Genomic DNA, 19,533 nt, shown 5'->3' on the forward strand with positions numbered 1-19,533 from the left:
TGACTGAACTGGTAACGTCTCCTCAGGGGGCAGCCCCTGATTCGCTCAAAATCAGGCTACAAGAGGGATTACGCAATTGGCGTACCCTCTCCCGTGACAACAAATCGATCCTGACCATTGCTCTGCTGGCTGCCATTGTGGCAGGCACCATAGTCGTTATCCTGTGGACCTCCAGCAAAAACTATGTACCCCTGTATGGCAAACAGGAGCTATACGATACCGCCAACATCATGGAGATGCTGGAGAAAGAGCAGGTACCTTTCCGTCTGGAAAAGAGCACCGGTCAGGTACTGGTTCCTGAAAATCAGCTGGCTCATGTCCGGATGGCACTTGCTGCGCGAGGGGTGCGTGCAGCCATGCCGTCTGGTCTGGAAGGGCTGGACAACGTAACCGGACTGGGTACCAGCGAATTTATGGAAGGGGCGCGTTATCGTCATGCCCTGGAAGGGGAGCTGGCTCGCACCATCATAGCGCTCGATGCCGTGCGCAGTGCCCGTGTTCATCTGGCTATTCCGAAGCGCACGCTATTCGTTGGACGCGATGAGGAGAAACCGAGTGCATCGGTAATGCTCGATATGCAACCGGGCCAATCCATCGAAGCGGGTCAGGTCGAGGCGATTGCCAATCTGGTGGCGGGCAGTATCTCCGGAATGAAACCTGGCGCCGTGACCGTGGTTGATCAATCCGGCCAGTTGCTCAGCGCAGAGCTGGGGGACAAGGTCGGTTTTGGCAAGCAGAGCGTTCAACAGATGGAGTATGTCCGCAAGCTGGAACAATACATTCGTCAGCGTGCCAATGACATGCTCTATCCCATGCTGGGCAGCACCAATTTCAAGGTGCAGATTGCGGCAGACGTTAACTTCAACGCTGTCGAAGAGACCCAGCAGCAGCTCGATCCGCAAGGTGTGGTGACTCGCGAGTCCAATAAGTCAGACAAGACCATCGATGCGTTGGCGATGGGGATCCCGGGGGCGTTATCCAACCGCCCGCCTGAAACAGCGGCAAAAGATGAAAAGGCTGGTGCTGACAAAGGCAATGCCAATACCAATACCGCTACACAACAGAACGACACTCGTACCGAGCGTCAGGAAGTCAGCAAGCAGTACGAAAACAGTCGCACCATAGTGCACACCCGTTACCAGCAGGGACGTCTGGAACGAATTAACGTCTCCATTCTGCTCAATCAGCAGATCGCTCCGAAAGGTGGTTGGAGTGCCGAGCAACTGACACAGATCCGTCAGATGGTAGAGCGTGCTGTCGGTTTCGATGAGACGCGTGGCGATCAGATTAGTCTGCAGGCCTTCGATTTCAATGGTGCGGTACCAGTAGCCGCTCCCGAATCCAGCTGGTGGGAAACCCCCTACTGGCAAGACTCCTTGCGTTATCTGGTCGGTGGTTTGCTTGGCCTGACGCTGGTCTTCTTCGGTATTCGTCCGTTGGTGAAACATCTGGTTCGTACCCAGCAACAGCCTGATATGGAAATGGGTGAGACTGAGGAGGAGCTAGAGCCCACAGTCGGATTGTCCATGCGCAGGGATGACGATGATCCCCAGCTGACGTCTGCTCTTTCAAATAGTCTGATCCGTACTGACAACAAGATGGAGCCCCAGTTCTCGTCACTCGATATGGAGTCGTTGCCGGAACCGGGATCCGAGCTGGAGGTTCAGCTCAAGCATTTGCAGTTGCTGGTTGAAAAAGATACCGCCCGGGTGGCGGAGGTTGTCAGAGCATGGGTGAGTGGCAATGAACAGCGTTAACTTGAATCAGAGTGCCGTTGATATCGATATCGACAACCTTGAGAAGGCCGCCATCTTGTTGCTGAGCATGGGGACCGAGTCTGCTGCCAAGGTGATGCAGAAGCTCTCCCGCGACGAGGTGCAGCGTTTGATTTCCAAGATGGCCTCTCTCTCTGGCGTCAGCTCGATGGAAGCCAAGTGGACGTTGCAGCAGTTCTTCAATCACTACCGTGAGCAGAGCGGAATTGGCAGTGCTTCACGGGAGTATCTGGAACAGACGCTCGATCTTGCTCTGGGGCAACGACTCTCCCGTAGTCTGCTCGACAGTCTGTACGGCGATGTGATGAGTCAGGATATCCAGCGTCTGCAGTGGGTACCTGCCGATGTGCTGGCCCGTTTCTTCCGCAACGAGCATCCCCAGATGCAGGCCGTGCTGCTGGCCTTCCTGCCGCCCCAGACCGCATCAGCCGTGCTCGATGCCTTGCCCAGCTCGGTGCATGACGATTTGCTGGTGCGCGTCGCCAGTCTCAGCAGTGTCAGTGAACATGTGCTGGGCGAACTCAGGCTGACACTGGATCGCTGTCTCACCTACGTGGCAGATCAATCCGGTGCCAAGGTAAACGGGGTACGGCAGGTGGCCGATATTCTTAACCGTTATCAGGGGGACAAGGAGCAGATGCTCTCCCTGTTGCGCGAACACGACGGTGACATGGCGCTGGAGATCGAGAAGAACATGTTCGATTTCATGGCGTTGCGCCGTCAGAGCGACGACACCTTGCAACGTTTGGTACAGGAGCTGCCCAGCGAATTGCTGGCATTGGCTCTCAAGAACACCGAAACCAGCTTCCGCAAAGTGGTGTTGGGTGCCATGCCGAAGCGGATGGCTCAGGCGCTGGACGATCAGATCCAGAACCAGGGCAGTGTTTCTTTGCGCAAGGTCGAGCAGGCAAGGGAAGAGGTCATGCAACTGGTCCGCGAGTTGGTGGAGCAGGGCGAGATCGAGTTCCAGCTGTTCGAAGAGCCCACCGTCAGTTAAAAGGAGGCATTCATGAGTCACAATGTGCGCAAATTGATGCCTGGGGCGACCCGTCTGTATCGTTTCCCTGCGCTCGGTCAGAGTGGGGAAGAGGCACGGAGTCAGCAAGAACAGTTTGAATTCGGCTATCAGCAGGGGCTGGAGCAAGGTCATGACGAAGGTTATCAGGCCGGTTATCAGCAAGGCCTGACCAGCGGCCTGCAGGAAGGCGAGAGCACCGGTTTGCAACAAGGGCAAACCCGCGGGTTTGCTCAGGGCCTTTCGGAGGGGCGAGCCGCCTTCGAACAAGCAATGGTGCCGTTTGCCAAGCTGCAAGAGCAGTGGGAGTCACTGAGCCGGGCCCGGATGGCCGAGCAGAAAGAGCTGATTGCCCAGCTGGTGGCGCAGGTGGCCAAGCGGGTCATCATGGCCGAATTCACCCTCAATCCGCAGCAGGTGATGAATCAGGTCGAACAGGCGCTGGCTACCTTGCCGAGTGAATCGGAAGAGCTGGTGATCTACCTCAACGAGGGAGATCGACAGCGACTCGCCGAGCAGGGGGTGACTCGCTGCGAAGGGTGGCCATTGCAAGTTGATGCAGCACTTGGGGTAGGCGATGCCCGTATCGAAACGCGCGCTGCCGTCGTCGAGGTAAGCACCAGCTCTCGTCTGGCAACCTGCATCGAACAGCTCAACAGCTCGCTGGACGTGCCGCAAGATGCATGAAGCCTTGCAGCAGGCACTGACCAGTGCGCTGGATAATCTGGATGAACTGCCCGCGTTTCGTCGTTTTGGCCGGTTGGTGCGAGTGACCGGCTTGACTCTCGAGGTAGTCGGTTGCCAACTGGTGATGGGGCAGCGTTGTCGTGTCAGCACGGCAAGTGGCGCTCCCTTGCTGGCCGAGGTGGTCGGTTTTAATCGAGATATCTCTTACCTGATGCCGCTGCAGCCGATGAGTGGCCTCTTCGCGGGAGCTCAGGTCGAACCGATCGATGGAGAGGAAACCGTTCGGCTTGGTCGTCATCTGCTGGGGCGGGTACTCGATGGCCTGCTGCAGCCCCTCGACGGGCAGCCGTTACCCGATGTTGGTGACAGTGTCCCTCTGTTTGCTCTTCCCCCCAATCCGCTATTGCGAACCCCGGTACGTGAACCGCTGGATGTCGGTATCCGTGCCATCAATGGCCTGCTGACTGTTGGCAAGGGCCAGCGCTTGGGGCTGTTCGCCGGCTCGGGGGTAGGCAAGAGTATGTTGCTGGGCATGATGACCCGCAATACCGCAGCCCAGATTGTGGTGGTGGGACTGATTGGTGAGCGGGGCCGTGAAGTGCGCGAATTCATCGAACACAGTCTGGGGGCCGATGGTCTGGCTCGCGCCGTGGTCATTGCGGCGCCAGCGGATCAATCTCCCCTGATGCGACTGCGAGCGGCTCAGCTATGCCACCGGATTGCCGAGTATTTCCGTGAGCAGGGGCAGGATGTGCTGCTGCTGATGGATTCACTGACCCGCTATGCCCAGGCGCAGCGGGAAATCGCGCTGGCCATCGGTGAACCTCCTGCCACCAGAGGGTATCCACCCTCGGTATTCAGCATGCTGACCCAGCTGGTGGAGCGAGCCGGTAACGGCACGCATCCGGATGGCAGTCTGAGTGCGTTCTACACCGTGCTGGCGGAAGGGGATGACCAGCAGGATCCGGTGGTCGATGCGGCGCGCGCCATTCTCGATGGCCATATCGTGTTGACCCGTCGTCTGGCTGAAGAGGGCCACTATCCTGCCATCGATATCGGTGCCTCGGTCAGTCGGGTCATGCCACAAGTCGTGCCTGCCGAATGGCAAAAGCTGGCGGTCACCTTGCGCCAGCTATGGGGACGCTATCAGCAAGTGCGTGAGCTGTTGCCACTGGGCGGTTATCAACCCGGGGCCGATCCGCAGATGGATGAAGCGGTTCAGCGTTATCCGGGGATTGCGGCATTTCTGCAACAAGGCCTGCATGAAGAGATGGCCTTTGAACAGGTGATGGTTGGTCTCAAGCAGGTGCTGGGGCAGGGATAAGGATTCGTTATGCTGAAGTCTTATCTGGGGTTGCAACAGGAAGAGCTGGAAAATCTTGGCGCCGAGCGTCGACGCTTGCGGGAGCTGGCGTTGCGGGAAGAGCAGCGAGCACACAAATTGCAGGAAGTGATCTCCTCGCTGCGGCCCGGTTCCGACAAGTTTCACCCTTTGCTATGGCAAAACAAGCAACAGATGGATGGCCAGTTGCGCCGTTTGCTCTCCCATCAGGTGCAGCAATCTGCGCTGGCCAGACTGGATCTGGAGCGCCACGAAGGGGAACTTGTCCGGCAGTTCGGGCGGGTCAAGGGACTGGAGCTATTGCTGGCAAGACGTGATGATGTTGCTCGCCAGCAGCAGGAGAGGCGGGATCAGCTACAGCTGGACGAGCTGGCGAGTTTGCGTCACCTGACCCGCAAAGAGTAAGACGGAGGGTTAATCCGTGATGCTGTCCGGGTCACGATAACCTGAATCTTGTCCCAACAGCGAATGAATCGTCTCCATCTGGCCTGCCAGCAGGCGGCCATTGAGATCATTCTGGCGCAGACACTGGTGCAGCAGCTGTTCAAGCTGTTGCCATTGATTGGTTACCGTGGTGCGCAGGGGAAGTGGCAGCTTGGCTATCAGGGTGGCCATCCCCTTCTCATCGGGTTTGAGGCCCAATGTCTGCAGCTGCTGGCAGCGTAACTTTGCCTGTTGTGTCACTTTGGCCATCAGCGCTGTCTGCTGCTCGTTATGGACTTGCAGGCCATCGACATCATGGCTTGCCAGCAGTGCATGTTGGCGCAGCAACAGGGCGGTGAGTTCGGTATAGTGGCCGTAATCCTGCTGGATCCCGAGGATCAATGCCTTGACGGTGGCCTTGGTATCCACGCTCATCGGCGATGCATATCCAGAATGGCCTGACCCAGCGCATCCAGATCGATTTCCAGCTTGCCTTCACTGATGGCTTTGCGGATCTCGTTGACCTTGTCCATGTCGACGTCGGATGTGGTGGCCAGCTGGCTGCGGGCGTTGGCTACTGACTGCGCTGTGCTGCTGATCCGGGTTTCGGATGACTGTGCGGACCTGGTTTCCGGCTTGGTCGTGACATCCGGTTTGCGGCCAGGCTGGTTTTGAATATAGAGCGAGTCAGTACGGGTAATTTTCATAACATAAATTCCTGATGGTCTGTTTATGACAAGCGACCCAAGGCTTGTCGAACTTGAATCAAATTGCGATCTTGGTTCAAAAACGGGTTTCAACTTCCCCTATATCAGTCACCCATGCCTGTATCTCTTTGCCAGAGCTAAGATTTTTCACTCTGATCCCGTCGCCTATTCCGCCATTATCGAGTGCCTCCCCTCTGGTTGTGGCGGAGAACTCACCTTTCCCTGCGCGGATCAGTACCCCTTCCCCCTGTTTGACCGCCCAACTTTTTTGTAAGTCCAGCTCACCGATGAGCTGTCCGCTTCTCAGATGCCGGTTGCTTTTATGGCCCAGCAGGGAGTGATTGCTCGGGGTAAACCCGCGCTGTATGCGGCTGACATCCAACTCTTTCTCCACCAGATCGCTGGCGCTGATGGCCTGGCCTTTTGCGATATCCCGTGCAGCAACCCAGACCGGCAAGAGCAACGAGACCTCTACCCGTCCGCGCACTTGCCAGGCGGGGTCTGTGCATTCGATGAGATAGGGGCGTCGTCCCCAGGGTTGCCGATACTGGCCACCTGCTTGTAACGAGAGTGAGTGTGAGGGGCAGGGAGGGAGGTGCTCGGCGGAAGGAGCAAGCCAGACCTTAAACTCCCCTGAGGTTGCAGGCCATCCCTGTTGGGTGACGTAGTCATCAAGACTCTGGCGGGCATCTTGTTCAAGCAACTGTTCAAGCATGGCGCTTTGCGCCTGTGGGGCACCGTGAGCCAATGCGCTCAGCAGTAGCCAGAGGATGCCGCTCCATTTCCACACGGGAAGTCGCACTTCCTCATTTATCATCTGCTTGCGGCGGATGGTGCATGGTAACCGCTTGAAACTAGGTATCTTCATGGTTGGCATGAGTCTTGATAAGGGTAACCCCGGTCTGAGTGAACGATAAAGGAGGAAGCATGAGTATCTCATTTGACAGCGCCCTCGGTGTACACCCTTATGCCCTCGATGTCAGGGCGGAGCGGGCGCGTATTCTGGCGGGAAATCTGGCCAACGTGGATACGCCGGGCTATCTGGCTCGGGATGTCGATTATAAGACGATTCTGGGCCGTGTCGCGCAGCAAGTTGCTGCGGGCGAGGAGAGTCAGGCCATCAGCCAGGGCGCCATGCGTGACGATATGCGTCACCCCCTCTATCGCATTCCTGATCAGGTCTCCATGGATGGCAATACCGCCGAATTGGGGGTTGAGCAGGGCAAATTTGCCAACAACGCCACCGATTTCCAGACCAGTCTCACTTTCCTCAATATGAAGATTACCGGGATCGCCAAAGCGATCGAGGGCCGTTAACCATGTCGTTCAACAAGATTTATGACATCGCTGGCAGTGCCATGCGCGCCCAGACCGTGCGGTTGGATACCGTTGCCTCCAACCTGGCCAACGTGGATAGCGCGGCCGCCAGTGAAGACGCCGCGTTTCGTGCCATCAAGCCGGTTTTTTCCACTCTCTATCAGAAGATTCAGGATGCCGATGGCCTTGGAGCTGCGTCGGTGCAAGTGGCGGGTATCGTACAGTCCGACCGTCAGGTCGAGAAACGGCTGGAGCCGACCAACCCGATGGCCGATCAGGATGGCTTTGTCTACTACTCCAACGTCAACGTGGTGGAAGAGATGGCCGACATGATGAGCGCCTCTCGCGGTTTTGAAACCTCGGTAGAGGTGATCAACCGGATCAACAGTATGCAGCAAGGTTTGCTGCGTCTTGGTCAGGGAGCCTAAGCCATGAGTCTGCCACAGATAAGCAGTCTGGATACGGCGCGTGGTACGGGTCAGGCTGTTGCTGACCCCAAGATCGCCAGCAATGACGCCGGTGCTGCTCAGGAAACACAAGCCAACCAGAATAGCGGGATGCAACTGCGTAACGAATTCCTGCAGATGATGGTGGCGCAGATCCAGAATCAGGATCCCACCAACCCGCTTGATGGTGCCCAGTATGTCGCCCAGCTGGCCCAGTTCAGCATGGTAGAAGGTGTCGAGGGACTGAAGAAGCTTCAGCTACAGAGCAACACCAAGATGGATACCCAACAGGTGCTGCAGAGTACCGCTTTGGTCGACAAAGAGGTCATGGTGCCGAGCAAAACTCTTAAACAACAGCAAGAGCAAAAGATCCGCGGTCAAATCGAGCTGCAAGGTGCGGCGGAGCAAGTGGATCTCAAAGTGTATGATCAGCACGGCGTGCTGGTGGCCAGCAAGAGTTGGGGTGAGAGCAAGGCGGGCGGGTTGGATTATGAACTGCCCCCCCTTCCTGCCGGAGAGTACCGCTTTGAGGTCAAGGCCTCGGCGGGCAAGACCTTGGTGGCGACCAAAAATTATGTAGCGAGCAAGGTAGAACGTGTTGCTTTGCCCGGTACGGGAGAAATCATGCTGCAGGTTGCCGGTGTGGGCGATGTCCCGCTGTTCAGTGCAATCCAGTTCGGCAAATCAGCGTAATTAGAGAGGAGCGACACAGTGTCTTTCAGTATCGGATTGAGCGGCCTGCGCGCCGTAAACCAGGAATTGAGCGTTATCAGTAACAACGTTGCTAACGCCAGCACCGCAGGCTTCAAATCCAGCCGTGCCGAGTTTGCTGCCATCTATGGTGGTGGTCAGGCTGGCGGTGTCGAGATGAACAACGTCTCCCAGAACTTTGATCGCAACGGTGATGTGATGCGCACCGGGCGAGGGTTGGATCTGGCTATTTCTGGCAGTGGTTTCTTCGTGCTGAAAGATGGCAGCGGACAAACCTCCTACACCAGAGCGGGCATGTTCCAGCGTGATAGCGGTAACTACCTGACCACGGCGAGTGGTACCCGTCTGCAGGGTTATACCACGGATGACGCCGGCAAACTGCAATCCGGTGTGGTCGGGGATATTCAGGTCAAGGCGGGCAGCCTGCCAGCCAAGGCATCCGACAAGCTGGAGTTTGTGGCGAACCTGAAGGCTAATGCCACTGAGATTGATACCAAACCACCTTACGATTTTGATCCTAAGAAATCTGAAACTTTCAGTTATTCACAGTCCAGTAAGGTCTATGACTCGCTGGGGGTTGAGCACACAGTTACTCAGTATTTTGTCAAAAAAAAGCCTAATGAGTGGGCTGTACACTACACCTTCGATGGTGACAAAACGGGACTGCCCACCACCGCACTGACTTTTGAGAAAGATGGCACGCTTGCTAAGTCTACCGCTATGCCCATTCTGGACTTGACTCCGCCAGGTGCCATGGATATCAAGCTCACCGTCGATATCAGCAAGGTGAGCCAATATGCCTCCGATTTTAACGCCACTCGTAACCAGTCTAATGGTTATACCGCAGGTGACCTGACCGGTGTACGGGTTGATGCCGATGGTGGTGTCTATGCCACCTTTACCAACGGCCAGAGCCTGTTGCAGGGGCAGGTCGTGATGGCCAACTTCACCAACCCCAATGGTCTGCTGCAGACCAACAACACCACCTGGCAACAGTCGTTCAGTTCCGGCCAGCCGGTACTGGGGGCGCCGGGAACCGGCACCATGGGCAAGCTGACTGCCGGGGCCTACGAGAGTTCCAACGTGGACCTGACCGGTGAACTGGTTAGCCTGATGACGTCCCAGCGTAACTATCAGGCCAACGCCAAGACCATCAGTTCCGCTGACAAGATGACCCAGGTTCTGTTCAACTCCTTCTAAGGGTAACCCGTGGAAAAGCTTATCTACACCGCCATGTCCGGGGCGCAGCATACCCTGATGGCTCAGCAGATCCGTGCCAATAACCTGGCCAACGTCAATACCGCCGGTTTTCGGGCTGACTTTGAGCGAGTTTCTGCTTATGCCCTGACGGGCGATGGTTACCAGAGCCGGGTAATGGCCCGAGAAGAGATGGCCGGGACCAACTTCAAAGCTGGCCCTCTGATGCAGACGGGGCGCAAGCTGGATGTGGCGATTCGTGGCGAGGGTTTTCTGGCGGTGCAGACGCCTGATGGCAAAGAGGCCTATACCCGTGCGGGTAACCTGGAGGCCGATGCCGACGGGCTGTTGACCCTCAATGGTCGGCCGGTGCTGGGGGAGGGGGGCGAGCTGGTGCTGCCCGCTTATCGTGACATCAGTTTCGGCAAGGATGGCACCCTGAGCATCACTCCTCCGGGTGGTGGCGCTCGGCTTGATGTAGGCCGCCTGAAGCTGGTCAATCCTGATCCGGCTGAGCTGGTAAAAGGCCACGATGGTCTGTTCCGGATGCGCCAGGGGGGGGATGCCGAAAGTAGCGAGCAGGTGGTGATGGCATCCGGCTTTTTGGAAGGGGCCAACGTCAATGCCGTGGATGAGCTGGTCAGCAGTATGTCATTGACCCGCAATTTCGAACTGCAGGTCAAGTTGATGAAAGCGGCGGATGATCAGGCTCGTCAAGGGGCCAAATTGATTTCCGGTCAGGGTTGAGATTGACGGTATCGGGCTGCTGTCCGGTATCTGGCCACTCCTTTGTGGATTGGGCTTGATGAACAAGGTGGAATAACAATGCACGCAGCATTATGGGTCAGTAAAACAGGTCTGTCGGCACAAGATGCCAAGATGTCCAGTATCTCCAACAACCTGGCTAACGTGAACACGGTCGGCTTCAAGCGCGATCGAGTAGCGTTTGAAGATCTTTTCTATCAGGTGCAGCGCCAGCCGGGTGCCCAGCAGGATCAGCAGAATCTGGCGCCTATCGGTATTCAGATGGGTAATGGTGTGCGAGTGGTGGGTACCCAGAAGGTCTTCACCTCCGGCCAATTCCAGAATACCAATCAGGAGCTGGATATGGCGGTGGTCGGTGCCGGTTTCTTCGGGGTTGAGCGCCCGGATGGCGAGACGGCCTATACCCGCAATGGTCAATGGCATCGCAATGCCGAGGGGCAACTGGTTAACGCGGATGGTTTGCCCATGGTGCCGCAGATCCAGATCCCTGATAACGCCACCAAGATCTCCATTGGTACCGACGGCACTGTCAGCGCCTCGTTGCCCGGTCAGCAAGAGAACGTCGAGCTGGGCCGCATCACCCTGACCAATTTCGCCAACCCGGCAGGTCTGGAAGCGCTCGGTGGCAACCTATACCGCGCAACCGGTGCGTCCGGTGAGCCCATTGAAGGTGTACCGGGTGAAGAGGCGATGGGGGCAGTCAAGCAATTCGCGCTGGAGAGCTCCAACGTAAACGTGGTCGAGGAGATGGTCGACATGATCACGACTCAGCGGGCTTACGAGATGAATGCCAAGGTGGTCTCTTCTGCCGACCAGATGCTCAAGTTTGTCACTCAGGCACTGTAATGATGAAGTCGATGCTGCGTTATATCTGGTTGGTATTGTTGCTGGGCGGCTGTGCCACCTATGAGCTGCAGGCACCCGAGCCGGGTGACGAGAAATGGGCACCATCCCGTCCCAAGGTGACCGCGACTGCGCAGGGCGAAGATGGTGGCCTCTATCGGGGCAACTACATGATGACCCTGTTTCAGGATCGGCGTGCTTACCGTGTTGGTGACATTCTCACCGTGGTGCTGGAAGAGCGTACCCAGTCGAGCAAGAAAGCCAATACCAGCATGAGCAAAAACAGCAGCATGAATGTGCCGGCCCCCTCTATTGGCGGTAAACTGCGCCCCGACTGGGGGGCCGCCCTCAGTGCGGATCGGGATTTTGATGGCGGAGCGACCTCCAGTCAGCAAAATACCCTGGCAGGTTCCATTACCGTGACCGTAGCAGAAGTGATGCCCAATGGTGTGCTGGGGATCCGCGGTGAAAAGTGGATCCGCCTCAATCAGGGGGATGAGTATATCCGCTTGGGCGGCATGGTGCGGGTTGAGGATATTGATCAGAGCAACCGTATCTCGTCCCAGCGCATTGCCGATGCCCGCATCACCTATGCCGGTCGTGGAGCCCTTGCAGACAGTAACCAGATGGGGTGGCTGGGCCGCTTCTTTAGCTCGGCGTTTGCGCCATTTTGAGGAATCACATGAACAGATGGTTTATCGCCCTGCTGTGTCTCTGCTTGCCCTGGTTTAGTCAGGCTGCCGCACCGGCCAAACGAGCCTTGCTGGATATTGCCGATGTGCAGGGGCTGAGAACCAACCAGCTGGTGGGTTATGGTCTGGTGGTCGGTCTCTCCGGGACCGGCGACAAAAGCCAGGTCAAATTTACCGGCCAATCCATGGCCAACATGCTCAAACAGTTTGGTGTGCAGCTACCGGACGATATCGATCCCAAGCTCAAGAACGTGGCAGCCGTTTCGGTTCAGGCCACGCTACCCGCCTTGGCTGGCAAGGGGCAGTTGCTCGATGTGACCGTGACTTCCATTGGTGATGCCAAGAGTCTGCGTGGCGGCTCTCTGCTGCTGACCCCCCTGCGTGGTATCGATGGTGAAGTCTATGCCGTGGCGCAGGGCAATCTGGTCGTCGCCGGGGTGAAAGCGGAAGGGCAATCGGGTTCATCGGTCACGATTAACGTGCCGACAGCCGGGATTATCCCCAATGGCGCCACCATCGAGCGAGAGGTGGTGAGCAATTTTGCCGAAAAGCCGGAAGTGACCCTCAATCTGCATCAACCCAACTTCAAGACCGCACGCAATGTGGAGCGAGCCATCAACCATCAGCTGGGGCCGGTTGCCCGCGCGGTGAGTGCCGGGCGGGTTCAGGTTGCAGCCCCCAAGGACGAGAGCCAGCGCATCGCGTTTATGGCCCTGCTGGAAGATATCAAGGTGGATCCGGGTCAGGAGCGGCCGAAGGTGGTCTTCAACAGTCGAACCGGCACTGTGGTGATGGGGCAAGGGGTCAAGGTTCACAAGGCTGCCGTCAGTCATGGCAGTCTGACGGTGACCATTGGCGAGAGTCAGACTGTCAGCCAGCCCAACGCCTTCTCCAATGGGCAGACCACCACGACCCCCAACTCCAAGATCCAGGTCGATCGGGAACGTAACAACATGTTTGTCTGGCCGGATGGCACTTCCTTGGAAGTGATCGTCAAGGCTGTCAATTCACTCGGGGCAACACCCGATGATGTCATGGCCATCTTGCAAGCGCTCAATGAGGCTGGCGCCCTTGAGGGTGAGCTGGTGGTTATCTAAGGATTATCATGACCAGAATTAGCTCTGATCCCGGTTTTTATCAGGATCTCAATGAATTGCAGCAAATCAAAAGCAACCCGGATCAGCGTGCCGCGCTGGATGCTGCAGCCGGTCAGTTTGAAGTCAGTTTTCTGCAAACCGTGCTCAAACATATGCGCTCGGCGACGGATGCCCTGCAGGATGAGGACGACAAGATTATCAAGGGACAATCCCTCTATCGCGATATGTATGACAGCCAGTTGGCGATGAGCATGGTCAAACGTGGTGGTATCGGTTTGCGGGAGCAGATGGTCAACCAGCTGGCTCCGTCATTAAAGAATCCGGACGGGGTGGTCGCTTCAGAGCAGCAGACCCTGGCTGCATTCAGCCAGCCTCTCAACTCGGTAAAAATGAAGAAGGTTGACTGATGTCACTGCTCAATATCGGCGCCAGCGGACTAAATGCAGCCCAGATTGCATTGAACCTGACCGCCCAGAATATCGCGAACGTCAATACCATCGGGTATAGCCGTCAGGAAGCCATGATGGGCAGTCTATCCGGTTTCGGGCGGCTGGATAATGGTGCCGGTGTCGAGGTGACAGGGGTACGCAGGGTAACGGATGACTATCTGGTTGCTCAACACTGGCGTAGCCGTTCGGCCACCGGTTCTTCTTATGCCTTTCATCAGTACATCAATACGACAGAGCAGTTGCTGGGCAGTGAGTCGATGAATATCGCAAAAGGGCTCGACAGCTTTTTTGCCTCGCTCAGTGCTGCGCTCGACAGTCCGGAAACCCCGGCACAGCGCAGCCAGATCGTCAGCTCGGCTGGGGCGCTCGCCAACCGCTTTACCCAGCTGGACGAGAGCCTGGTCACCCAGGAAAAACAGATCGACGATCAGTTGAGCAGCACTGTTTCCCAAGTGAACAGCTACCTGTCACAACTGGCCGAATTGAATGTCCAGATTGGCGATCAAGCCGCCAAGGGAGTCAATACCTCAGCGCTGGAAGATAGTCGCGAACAGGTTGTTCGTGAGTTGTCGACCTATATGGAAGTGCGGGTTAATCGTCAGAGTGACGGCGCTTTCGCGATCAGCCTGCCGCAAGGACAGCCGCTGGTGTTGGGAGGAAGCAGCAGTACTCTCGCGCTTGCTGGCGATAAACTCAGCCTCGCTTTCGGTGGTCAGACGTTTGAAGTTCCTAAATTGCATGGTGGTTCGCTGGCGGGTGTGATGGATTATCGCACTACAGTATTGCGGCCGACCAGAGTGGCGCTGAATCAGATAGCGGGCAAACTCGCAAAGGATTTCAATGATAAACAGGCCGGTGGTGTTGACCTTCATGGAGTAACCGGGAAACCGCTATTCGCTTTTGACGAAACAAAAGATATCCATGGTAACTACATCAATGCGTTGGGAACATTGCGTGTGGCTGATGGTTTTACCGGAGACGACCTGGCTTTTGCCAAGGCCGGTGGCGGCAAGGGCGATAACCGCAACTTGCAGGACCTGCTGACGATAAAAAATGGCCAATACGATGCCTATAGTGCCCTGCTTGGCAAGATGGCGGTGCAGAGCGGGCAGGCGAAAGCGAGCATGCAGGCCGATGCCAATATGGAAAAACAGATGGCGGCCAAGCTGAGCAGTGTCAGCGGTGTGAATACCGATGAGGAAGGGGTGAAAGTCATGGCTTACACCAAGGCTTATCAGGCCAATGCCAAGGTGATCAGCACCTCGGAACAACTCTTCAATTCCATTCTGAATATGTTCTGAGGAGGGTGACTATGCGCATCAGTACTAACCAGATCCAGCTCAGCATGCTAGACAACTTGCAGCATGGCTTCGGTGAATATGCCCGGCTTGATCGCCAAATCTCCACGCAAAAACGCATTCTTCAGCCCTCTGATGATCCTGTTGGCAGTGTGCAACTGCTGGGCTTGCAGAAAGAGCAGGTGGCGATGGCGCAGTACCAGAAAAATATTGCCAACGCCAAGAGCCAGCTCTCTCAGGGGGAACTGCAGTTTGAAACCATGACCAACATGCTGATGCGGTTGCGGGAGTTGACCCAGACTGCTGCAACAGGCTCTTTGTCGGATGCGGATCGCAAAGCGGTGGCCAGTGAGGTCGCCATTATCAAGGATGGTCTGCTGGATCTGGCCAATGCACGTAACGAGAGTGGCTCCAGCCTGTTTACCGGTAGCAAGGTTGATCAGACTGCATTGGTAAAGCAGGCGAGTGGTGACTACAGCTACCAGGGGGACAATCTGGTGCGTGAGGTCAGTATTGCCAACGGCGTCACTGTGGGCTTGAACCAGACGGCTGACCAGCTGTTTCTGCAGCCTGATGATTTTTTCAAGCGACTCGATAGCATGGTGGCGGCAATTAATGCCGCAGCACCTGACGCCGTCGATCAAGCCCGAGCCATGCTCGGCCGCAGCCAGACGCTGCAAGATAGTATCAGCCAGGCGGTGAGCACGATTGGTGCCCGGATCAATCTGCTGGATCAGATTGATGAGAGCCATGCCGAGAAAGGTGTCTATAGCAAGGAAGTGAGCAACCAGATAGAGTCGCTGGATTATGCCGAGGCCGCGACCCGACAGGCCCATGTCCTGATGGCATTGCAGGTGCAGCAGCAGGCTTTTGCCAAGGTTAATGGCCTTAGCCTGTTCAACTACATGCCGTAACGAGTGAAGGAGTCATGATGCAGATCCAGCAAACCCGTCTTGGGGGCGTTGCCGAGGCGCAGGCAAAGCCCAAGTTGCAGGGCCGCGCAACTGCACAGGCTCACACTCCGGAAAATCGAAAGCAGAACGAGCGCCACCCCAATATTATCCGGATGGATAGATGGGCCCTGATCGGCGCAGCGCAACAGCGCATTGCCCATGCTCAGGGTGGGGAACAGGCACTCAATCAGGTTTGGGGCGAATTGAAGCGGCTGGAACGCCAGTTGGGTCAGCGTGAGCTGGCCAGCAGTGACGTTGCCAACCGCTTAAAAATGCTGGAAGAGAAAGTCACCCAACCAAGAGGCCCTTTGACTGACGAGCTCAAGCCCAGACTTCTTGCGTCACCTCAGGAACTGCGCACCCGGTTCAGTGCCGAGCATCTGGATTTATTAAGCGCCAAAAATAGCACTGAGCGACTGGTGTTCTCTTTCCCCCAAAGCAGTAGTGCGGTGGAGGTGACCATCCCCGCCGGAGCACGAGAGGGGGAGGTTGTCACCATACTCGATCGGGCGCTGCGTAAAGAGCATATCCGGGCTCGGCTGAATGAGTTGGGCAAGCTGGAGCTCTCTGTCGCTGAACCCTATCGTCGCAAACTGGATGAGCCGGTACTGATCCGGGGGGAGGGGATTCGTATCCCGGCAGGCAACCCGATCCCGGTGCAGTTCAAGCCCAGGGCCGGAGCGCTGACCCATATGGCCGAAGGGATTGCCAAAGGGGAGATCCGTCAGGAGCGGCAGCGGCTGCAAAAAGTACTTGGCGAGATTGAGCAATCGGTACGGGAGTTGAAACAGTTTCGCCAGAAGATGGTGCTGCAACTGGACAAGGTCAAGGCTCGCAGTCAGAACCTGAAACAGGAGGAGCTGGCACAGTTGCAATCCTCTCTGGCCGCCCGCCTCTCACAAGGCGGCTATATGGGCACCATGTCCGGTCTGCTGGCGCAGGCCAACGTCACTCGGCAAGGGGTGGTTGCGTTACTCACTTGATAGCGCTGACCTGTCTCATCGTTAAAAAACCGCACAAGCTGACTTGTGCGGTTTTTTTATCTCTGTGATGCCCTCTTGTGCCTGTGACGACGCGGTCTGCTTGCAAGAACATTGTTGAGTACTGAACGGGGGGCCAAGAGAAACTGCTGTTCAGCAAAAAAAGATTTAATTTTCACGACGCTGTGGTCGTTCTTCATTGGGGTCAACCCAAACGCTGCCTGTGGCAGCATCTATTTCGAGGAAACGAAAATGAGTCTGTCAATTCATACCAACTTTGCATCCATGGTTACCCAGAACCAACTGACCACCACCAACAAGCTGGCCAGCACTGCCATGCAGCGTCTGGGTACCGGTCTGCGCATCAACTCTGCCGCTGACGATGCCGCTGGTCTGCAAATCGCTACTCGTCTGCAATCCCAGTCCAACAGCCAGAAGATCGGTATGCGCAACGCCCAGGATGCCATCTCCATGATGCAGACTGCCGAAGGTGCCATGGACGAAATGACCAATATCGTTCAGCGCATGAAGGATCTGGCTACCCAGGCCGCCAACGGCACCAGCAGCGATAAAGATATTGCCGCCATGAACGCCGAATTCGGCGAGTTGACCAAAGAGCTGAAAAATATCGCCGGCAATACCACCTTCGGTGGCGAAAACCTGCTGGATAGCAAAAACGGCAAGTTTGCCAAGGGGGAAGTGACCTTCCAGATTGGTGGCTCCGACAGTGAGCGTTTGACCCTGGCTATCGGCGATACCCTCAAGAAGGTTGTCGGTGGCGCAACCCTGAGTGCTGAAGATCAGAAGCTGGTTGATGGGGTGACTGATCTGAATACCAAATTGGATGGTGCCAAGACCGCGTTTGATACCGCTAAAACTGATGCGGATGGCAAAAAAGCTACAATGGATACAGCCAAGACTGATTGGGAGGGAGAGTCTGATGCTGCACAAAAGTTAATCAAAGAAGGTACTTACAATACAGCAAAGACCGCGTATGACACTGCGGCAAACACGTTGACCACCAAGCAGACCGATTTGGATACTGCTCAGAAGAATTTTGACAAGTCTACTGTTGGCGCCATGACCGCAGGTTCTGGCTTGGATTCCAAGACCCTGGAGTATGGCCTGAAGAGCCAAGAACACGCTCAAAAAGCTATCGGTGAGCTGGAATCCTTTATGCAGGATATCACCAGCGTACGTTCCGCTTTCGGTGCCAATATCAACCGTCTGGAGCACACCGTTAACAACCTCTCCAACATGAAAGAGAACACCGATATCGCCAAGGGCCGTATCATGGATGCCGATTTCGCCACCGAAAGCACCAACATGACCAAGAACCAGATGCTGATGCAAGCTGGCATGTCTGTGCTGGGTCAGGCAAACCAGATGACTGGTATGGTCACCGGTCTGCTGCGTTAATCGTTATAAGGGCCGCTACCTGTGTGGCGGCCTCTTTTCTTCCCCTTGCCGGTTGAAAAGTGCTGGCGAAACAGCGTTTTTCAACAAGCAAGTCTTGCCCTGATACCGAAGGAGTTGATATATGCAGGTCGATCCCGCTTCAGCCGCGATGAATATGGTGACCAATGAGCGCAAGAACATGGACAAGCTGCTCAAGGGGCAGCTGGCCAATGTCAAGGCGCAGCAGAGTTCGCTGTCATCCATCAACTCCAAACTCTCCAGCTTTCAGACTTTGCTGAAAGATCTGAACAAGCCAGCGGCTTTGCAGGCCCAGAAAGCCAGCCTCTCGCAAGAGGGGATCATGACGGTCTCCAGCAATGGCAAGGCGACCCCGGGGCAATATAACTTTGAGGTCAAGCAACTGGCACAGGCCCATCAGTTCGGGGTGCAACTGGCAGATGAAAAGGCGCCATTGCCAACCTCCGGCAAGGTGTCGTTTACCGTAGGCGGCAAGGCGTTTGCTATCGATTTGGCGACCTTGCCTGCCGAGTCGACTGCCCAGAGTCTGGTCTCTGCCATCAATGATGCGGCGGATAATCCGGGGGTCAAGGCAAGCCTGATCCGCACGGATGGCAAGGTTAACCTGGTACTGACCAGCAAAGAGAGCGGAGTAGCCAAGGTGTTTACCCCCACCTATGATGGCGACCCGGCTTCCGCATTCGGCAAGGCATTTATCGACGGCAAGGTGATCACCCCGGGTCAGGATTCCATCATCAAGATGGGGGTAGGCGACGGCGCGCTGGAGATCAAGTCGCCGACCAACAAGATTGAAAACGTGGTTGAAGGGCTGACGCTGGATCTCACCAAGGTGCAAAAGCCAACCGATGGCCCGATGCAGGTGACGGTGGCTTATGACAATGAAGCCGTCACCGGCTCATTGAAGAAATTTGTTGATAGTTACAACGAGTTGCTGGAGCTGCTGAACAAAGAGACATCCACCGATATCAAGGCAAAAGGCGTACTGGCTTCTGATGCCACGGTGCGAGGTTTGAAAGGTGCGCTGGCCAACGCGGTTCGCAATCTTCCTGCTGGCATGACCCTGACTCAGCTTGGTATCAAAACCGAGAAATCGGGCAAGCTGGTGTTTAGTGACTCTGATTTCAAAAAGTCGCTCGAGAAGGACCCTGAACTGCTGGGCAAGGCGCTGATGGGGGATGACGGTTTGCTCAAGCGGATGAGCAAGGTGCTCGACCCTTTCTCCAAGAGCAACGGGGTGATGGCCACTCGCAAGAGCACATTGGAAGCCAATCAAAAGCGACTTGATGATAAAATGGAGTCGCTGAATAAACGGATGGAATCTGTTTACAAGCGTTACCTCAATCAATTCACCACCATGAACCAGATGATGCAGACCATGGGAGCACTGTAAGCTTTTCCC

At 56.1% G+C, this 19,533-nt stretch carries 21 protein-coding genes and 2 pseudogenes; 20 read left to right on the forward strand and 3 right to left on the reverse strand.

The window, feature by feature from the left end; all coding sequences use genetic code 11:
* Nucleotides 1-8 precede the first annotated feature (8 nt).
* From fliFL to lfiJ, 5 genes are read left to right on the forward strand one after another with little or no spacing between them, the layout of a single operon-like run.
* Nucleotides 9-1,757: a lateral flagellar M-ring protein FliFL gene (gene fliFL / locus ACTG2W_RS15030; protein ID WP_245148048.1), complete on the forward strand. Its 1,749-nt coding sequence runs from the start codon at nt 9-11 to the stop codon at nt 1,755-1,757.
* Nucleotides 1,744-2,772: a lateral flagellar motor switch protein FliGL gene (gene fliGL / locus ACTG2W_RS15035; RefSeq protein WP_158110359.1), complete on the forward strand. Its 1,029-nt coding sequence runs from the start codon at nt 1,744-1,746 to the stop codon at nt 2,770-2,772. Before fliFL ends, fliGL begins: the two co-directional genes overlap by 14 nt.
* A gap of 12 nt (nt 2,773-2,784) precedes the next feature.
* The gene (gene lfiH / locus ACTG2W_RS15040) at nt 2,785-3,477 is read left to right on the forward strand and encodes a lateral flagellar assembly protein FliH (protein WP_005336232.1); all 693 of its coding nucleotides are present in this window, start codon (nt 2,785-2,787) and stop codon (nt 3,475-3,477) included.
* Complete coding sequence (lfiI, locus tag ACTG2W_RS15045; protein ID WP_139478374.1) at nt 3,470-4,801, forward strand: lateral flagellar FliI-like assembly ATPase LfiI; 1,332 nt, start codon at nt 3,470-3,472, stop codon at nt 4,799-4,801. The genes lfiH and lfiI overlap by 8 nt, the downstream gene beginning before the upstream one ends.
* Nucleotides 4,802-4,810: 9 nt before the next feature.
* Nucleotides 4,811-5,224 carry a lateral flagellar protein LfiJ gene (gene lfiJ / locus ACTG2W_RS15050; protein ID WP_005336226.1) on the forward strand — a complete coding sequence of 138 codons (414 nt, stop codon included), beginning with the start codon at nt 4,811-4,813 and terminating at the stop codon, nt 5,222-5,224.
* A 9-nt stretch (nt 5,225-5,233) separates the two neighbouring features.
* On the opposite strand, the gene ACTG2W_RS15055 is transcribed toward lfiJ, so the two are convergent.
* From ACTG2W_RS15055 to flgA, 3 genes are all read right to left on the reverse strand, one after another.
* Nucleotides 5,234-5,677, reverse strand: coding sequence for a flagellar protein FlgN (locus ACTG2W_RS15055; RefSeq protein WP_111899825.1), 444 nt, complete (start codon nt 5,675-5,677; stop codon nt 5,234-5,236).
* Nucleotides 5,674-5,949, reverse strand: coding sequence for a flagellar biosynthesis anti-sigma factor FlgM (gene flgM, locus ACTG2W_RS15060; RefSeq protein WP_043821914.1), 276 nt, complete (start codon nt 5,947-5,949; stop codon nt 5,674-5,676). The genes ACTG2W_RS15055 and flgM overlap by 4 nt, the downstream gene beginning before the upstream one ends.
* A 76-nt stretch (nt 5,950-6,025) precedes the next feature.
* The gene (gene flgA / locus ACTG2W_RS15065; protein ID WP_181497029.1) at nt 6,026-6,817 is read right to left on the reverse strand and encodes a flagellar basal body P-ring formation chaperone FlgA; all 792 of its coding nucleotides are present in this window, start codon (nt 6,815-6,817) and stop codon (nt 6,026-6,028) included.
* 59 nt (nt 6,818-6,876) lie between these two features.
* On the opposite strand from flgA, the gene lfgB reads away from it, so the two are divergent.
* The 15 genes and pseudogenes from lfgB (at nt 6,877) to lafB (ending at nt 19,524) form a co-directional block, all read left to right on the forward strand.
* Entirely contained in the window at nt 6,877-7,266 is a 390-nt protein-coding gene (gene lfgB, locus ACTG2W_RS15070) for a lateral flagellar basal body rod protein LfgB (RefSeq protein ID WP_167566500.1), read from the forward strand.
* 2 nt (nt 7,267-7,268) lie between these two features.
* Nucleotides 7,269-7,694 carry a lateral flagellar basal body rod protein FlgCL gene (flgCL, locus tag ACTG2W_RS15075; RefSeq protein WP_019444815.1) on the forward strand — a complete coding sequence of 142 codons (426 nt, stop codon included), beginning with the start codon at nt 7,269-7,271 and terminating at the stop codon, nt 7,692-7,694.
* A gap of 3 nt (nt 7,695-7,697) precedes the next feature.
* Nucleotides 7,698-8,405 carry a flagellar hook assembly protein FlgD gene (locus ACTG2W_RS15080; RefSeq protein WP_167566496.1) on the forward strand — a complete coding sequence of 236 codons (708 nt, stop codon included), beginning with the start codon at nt 7,698-7,700 and terminating at the stop codon, nt 8,403-8,405.
* An 18-nt stretch (nt 8,406-8,423) separates the two neighbouring features.
* Nucleotides 8,424-9,623 carry a lateral flagellar hook protein FlgEL gene (gene flgEL / locus ACTG2W_RS15085; RefSeq protein ID WP_167566494.1) on the forward strand — a complete coding sequence of 400 codons (1,200 nt, stop codon included), beginning with the start codon at nt 8,424-8,426 and terminating at the stop codon, nt 9,621-9,623.
* A 9-nt stretch (nt 9,624-9,632) separates the two neighbouring features.
* Nucleotides 9,633-10,367, forward strand: a complete 735-nt coding sequence (gene lfgF / locus ACTG2W_RS15090; RefSeq protein ID WP_005336213.1) for a lateral flagellar basal-body rod protein LfgF — start codon at nt 9,633-9,635, stop codon at nt 10,365-10,367.
* Between the two features lie 78 nt (nt 10,368-10,445).
* Nucleotides 10,446-11,231: a lateral flagellar basal-body rod protein LfgG gene (gene lfgG / locus ACTG2W_RS15095; protein ID WP_245148015.1), complete on the forward strand. Its 786-nt coding sequence runs from the start codon at nt 10,446-10,448 to the stop codon at nt 11,229-11,231.
* Nucleotides 11,231-11,902, forward strand: coding sequence for a flagellar basal body L-ring protein FlgH (gene flgH, locus ACTG2W_RS15100; protein ID WP_040068881.1), 672 nt, complete (start codon nt 11,231-11,233; stop codon nt 11,900-11,902). Before lfgG ends, flgH begins: the two co-directional genes overlap by 1 nt.
* Before the next feature lie 8 nt (nt 11,903-11,910).
* Nucleotides 11,911-13,017 (forward strand): lateral flagellar basal body P-ring FlgIL, encoded by a 1,107-nt coding sequence (gene fgIL / locus ACTG2W_RS15105; protein ID WP_421308523.1) that lies wholly within the window; start codon nt 11,911-11,913, stop codon nt 13,015-13,017.
* A gap of 8 nt (nt 13,018-13,025) precedes the next feature.
* Nucleotides 13,026-13,424: a rod-binding protein gene (locus ACTG2W_RS15110; protein WP_019444809.1), complete on the forward strand. Its 399-nt coding sequence runs from the start codon at nt 13,026-13,028 to the stop codon at nt 13,422-13,424.
* A complete protein-coding gene (lfgK, locus tag ACTG2W_RS15115; RefSeq protein WP_421308521.1) occupies nt 13,424-14,767 on the forward strand; it encodes a lateral flagellar hook-associated protein LfgK in 1,344 nt (447 codons plus the stop codon). The genes ACTG2W_RS15110 and lfgK overlap by 1 nt, the downstream gene beginning before the upstream one ends.
* A gap of 11 nt (nt 14,768-14,778) precedes the next feature.
* A complete protein-coding gene (gene lfgL / locus ACTG2W_RS15120; RefSeq protein WP_149152012.1) occupies nt 14,779-15,678 on the forward strand; it encodes a lateral flagellar hook-associated protein LfgL in 900 nt (299 codons plus the stop codon).
* Between the two features lie 17 nt (nt 15,679-15,695).
* A complete protein-coding gene (locus ACTG2W_RS15125) occupies nt 15,696-16,700 on the forward strand; it encodes a hypothetical protein (protein ID WP_371153324.1) in 1,005 nt (334 codons plus the stop codon).
* Between the two features lie 249 nt (nt 16,701-16,949).
* Nucleotides 16,950-17,471 (forward strand): annotated as a pseudogene (locus ACTG2W_RS15130) (flagellin N-terminal helical domain-containing protein); the annotation flags it as partial.
* 387 nt (nt 17,472-17,858) lie between these two features.
* Nucleotides 17,859-18,116 (forward strand): annotated as a pseudogene (locus ACTG2W_RS15135) (flagellin); the annotation flags it as partial.
* A 121-nt stretch (nt 18,117-18,237) separates the two neighbouring features.
* Nucleotides 18,238-19,524 (forward strand): lateral flagellar capping protein LafB, encoded by a 1,287-nt coding sequence (gene lafB / locus ACTG2W_RS15140; protein WP_440016328.1) that lies wholly within the window; start codon nt 18,238-18,240, stop codon nt 19,522-19,524.
* The last annotated feature ends 9 nt before the right edge of the window (nt 19,525-19,533 follow it).

It is taken from the genome of Aeromonas sp. 96A (assembly GCF_051919165.1).
Lineage (GTDB): Bacteria > Pseudomonadota > Gammaproteobacteria > Enterobacterales > Aeromonadaceae > Aeromonas > Aeromonas veronii.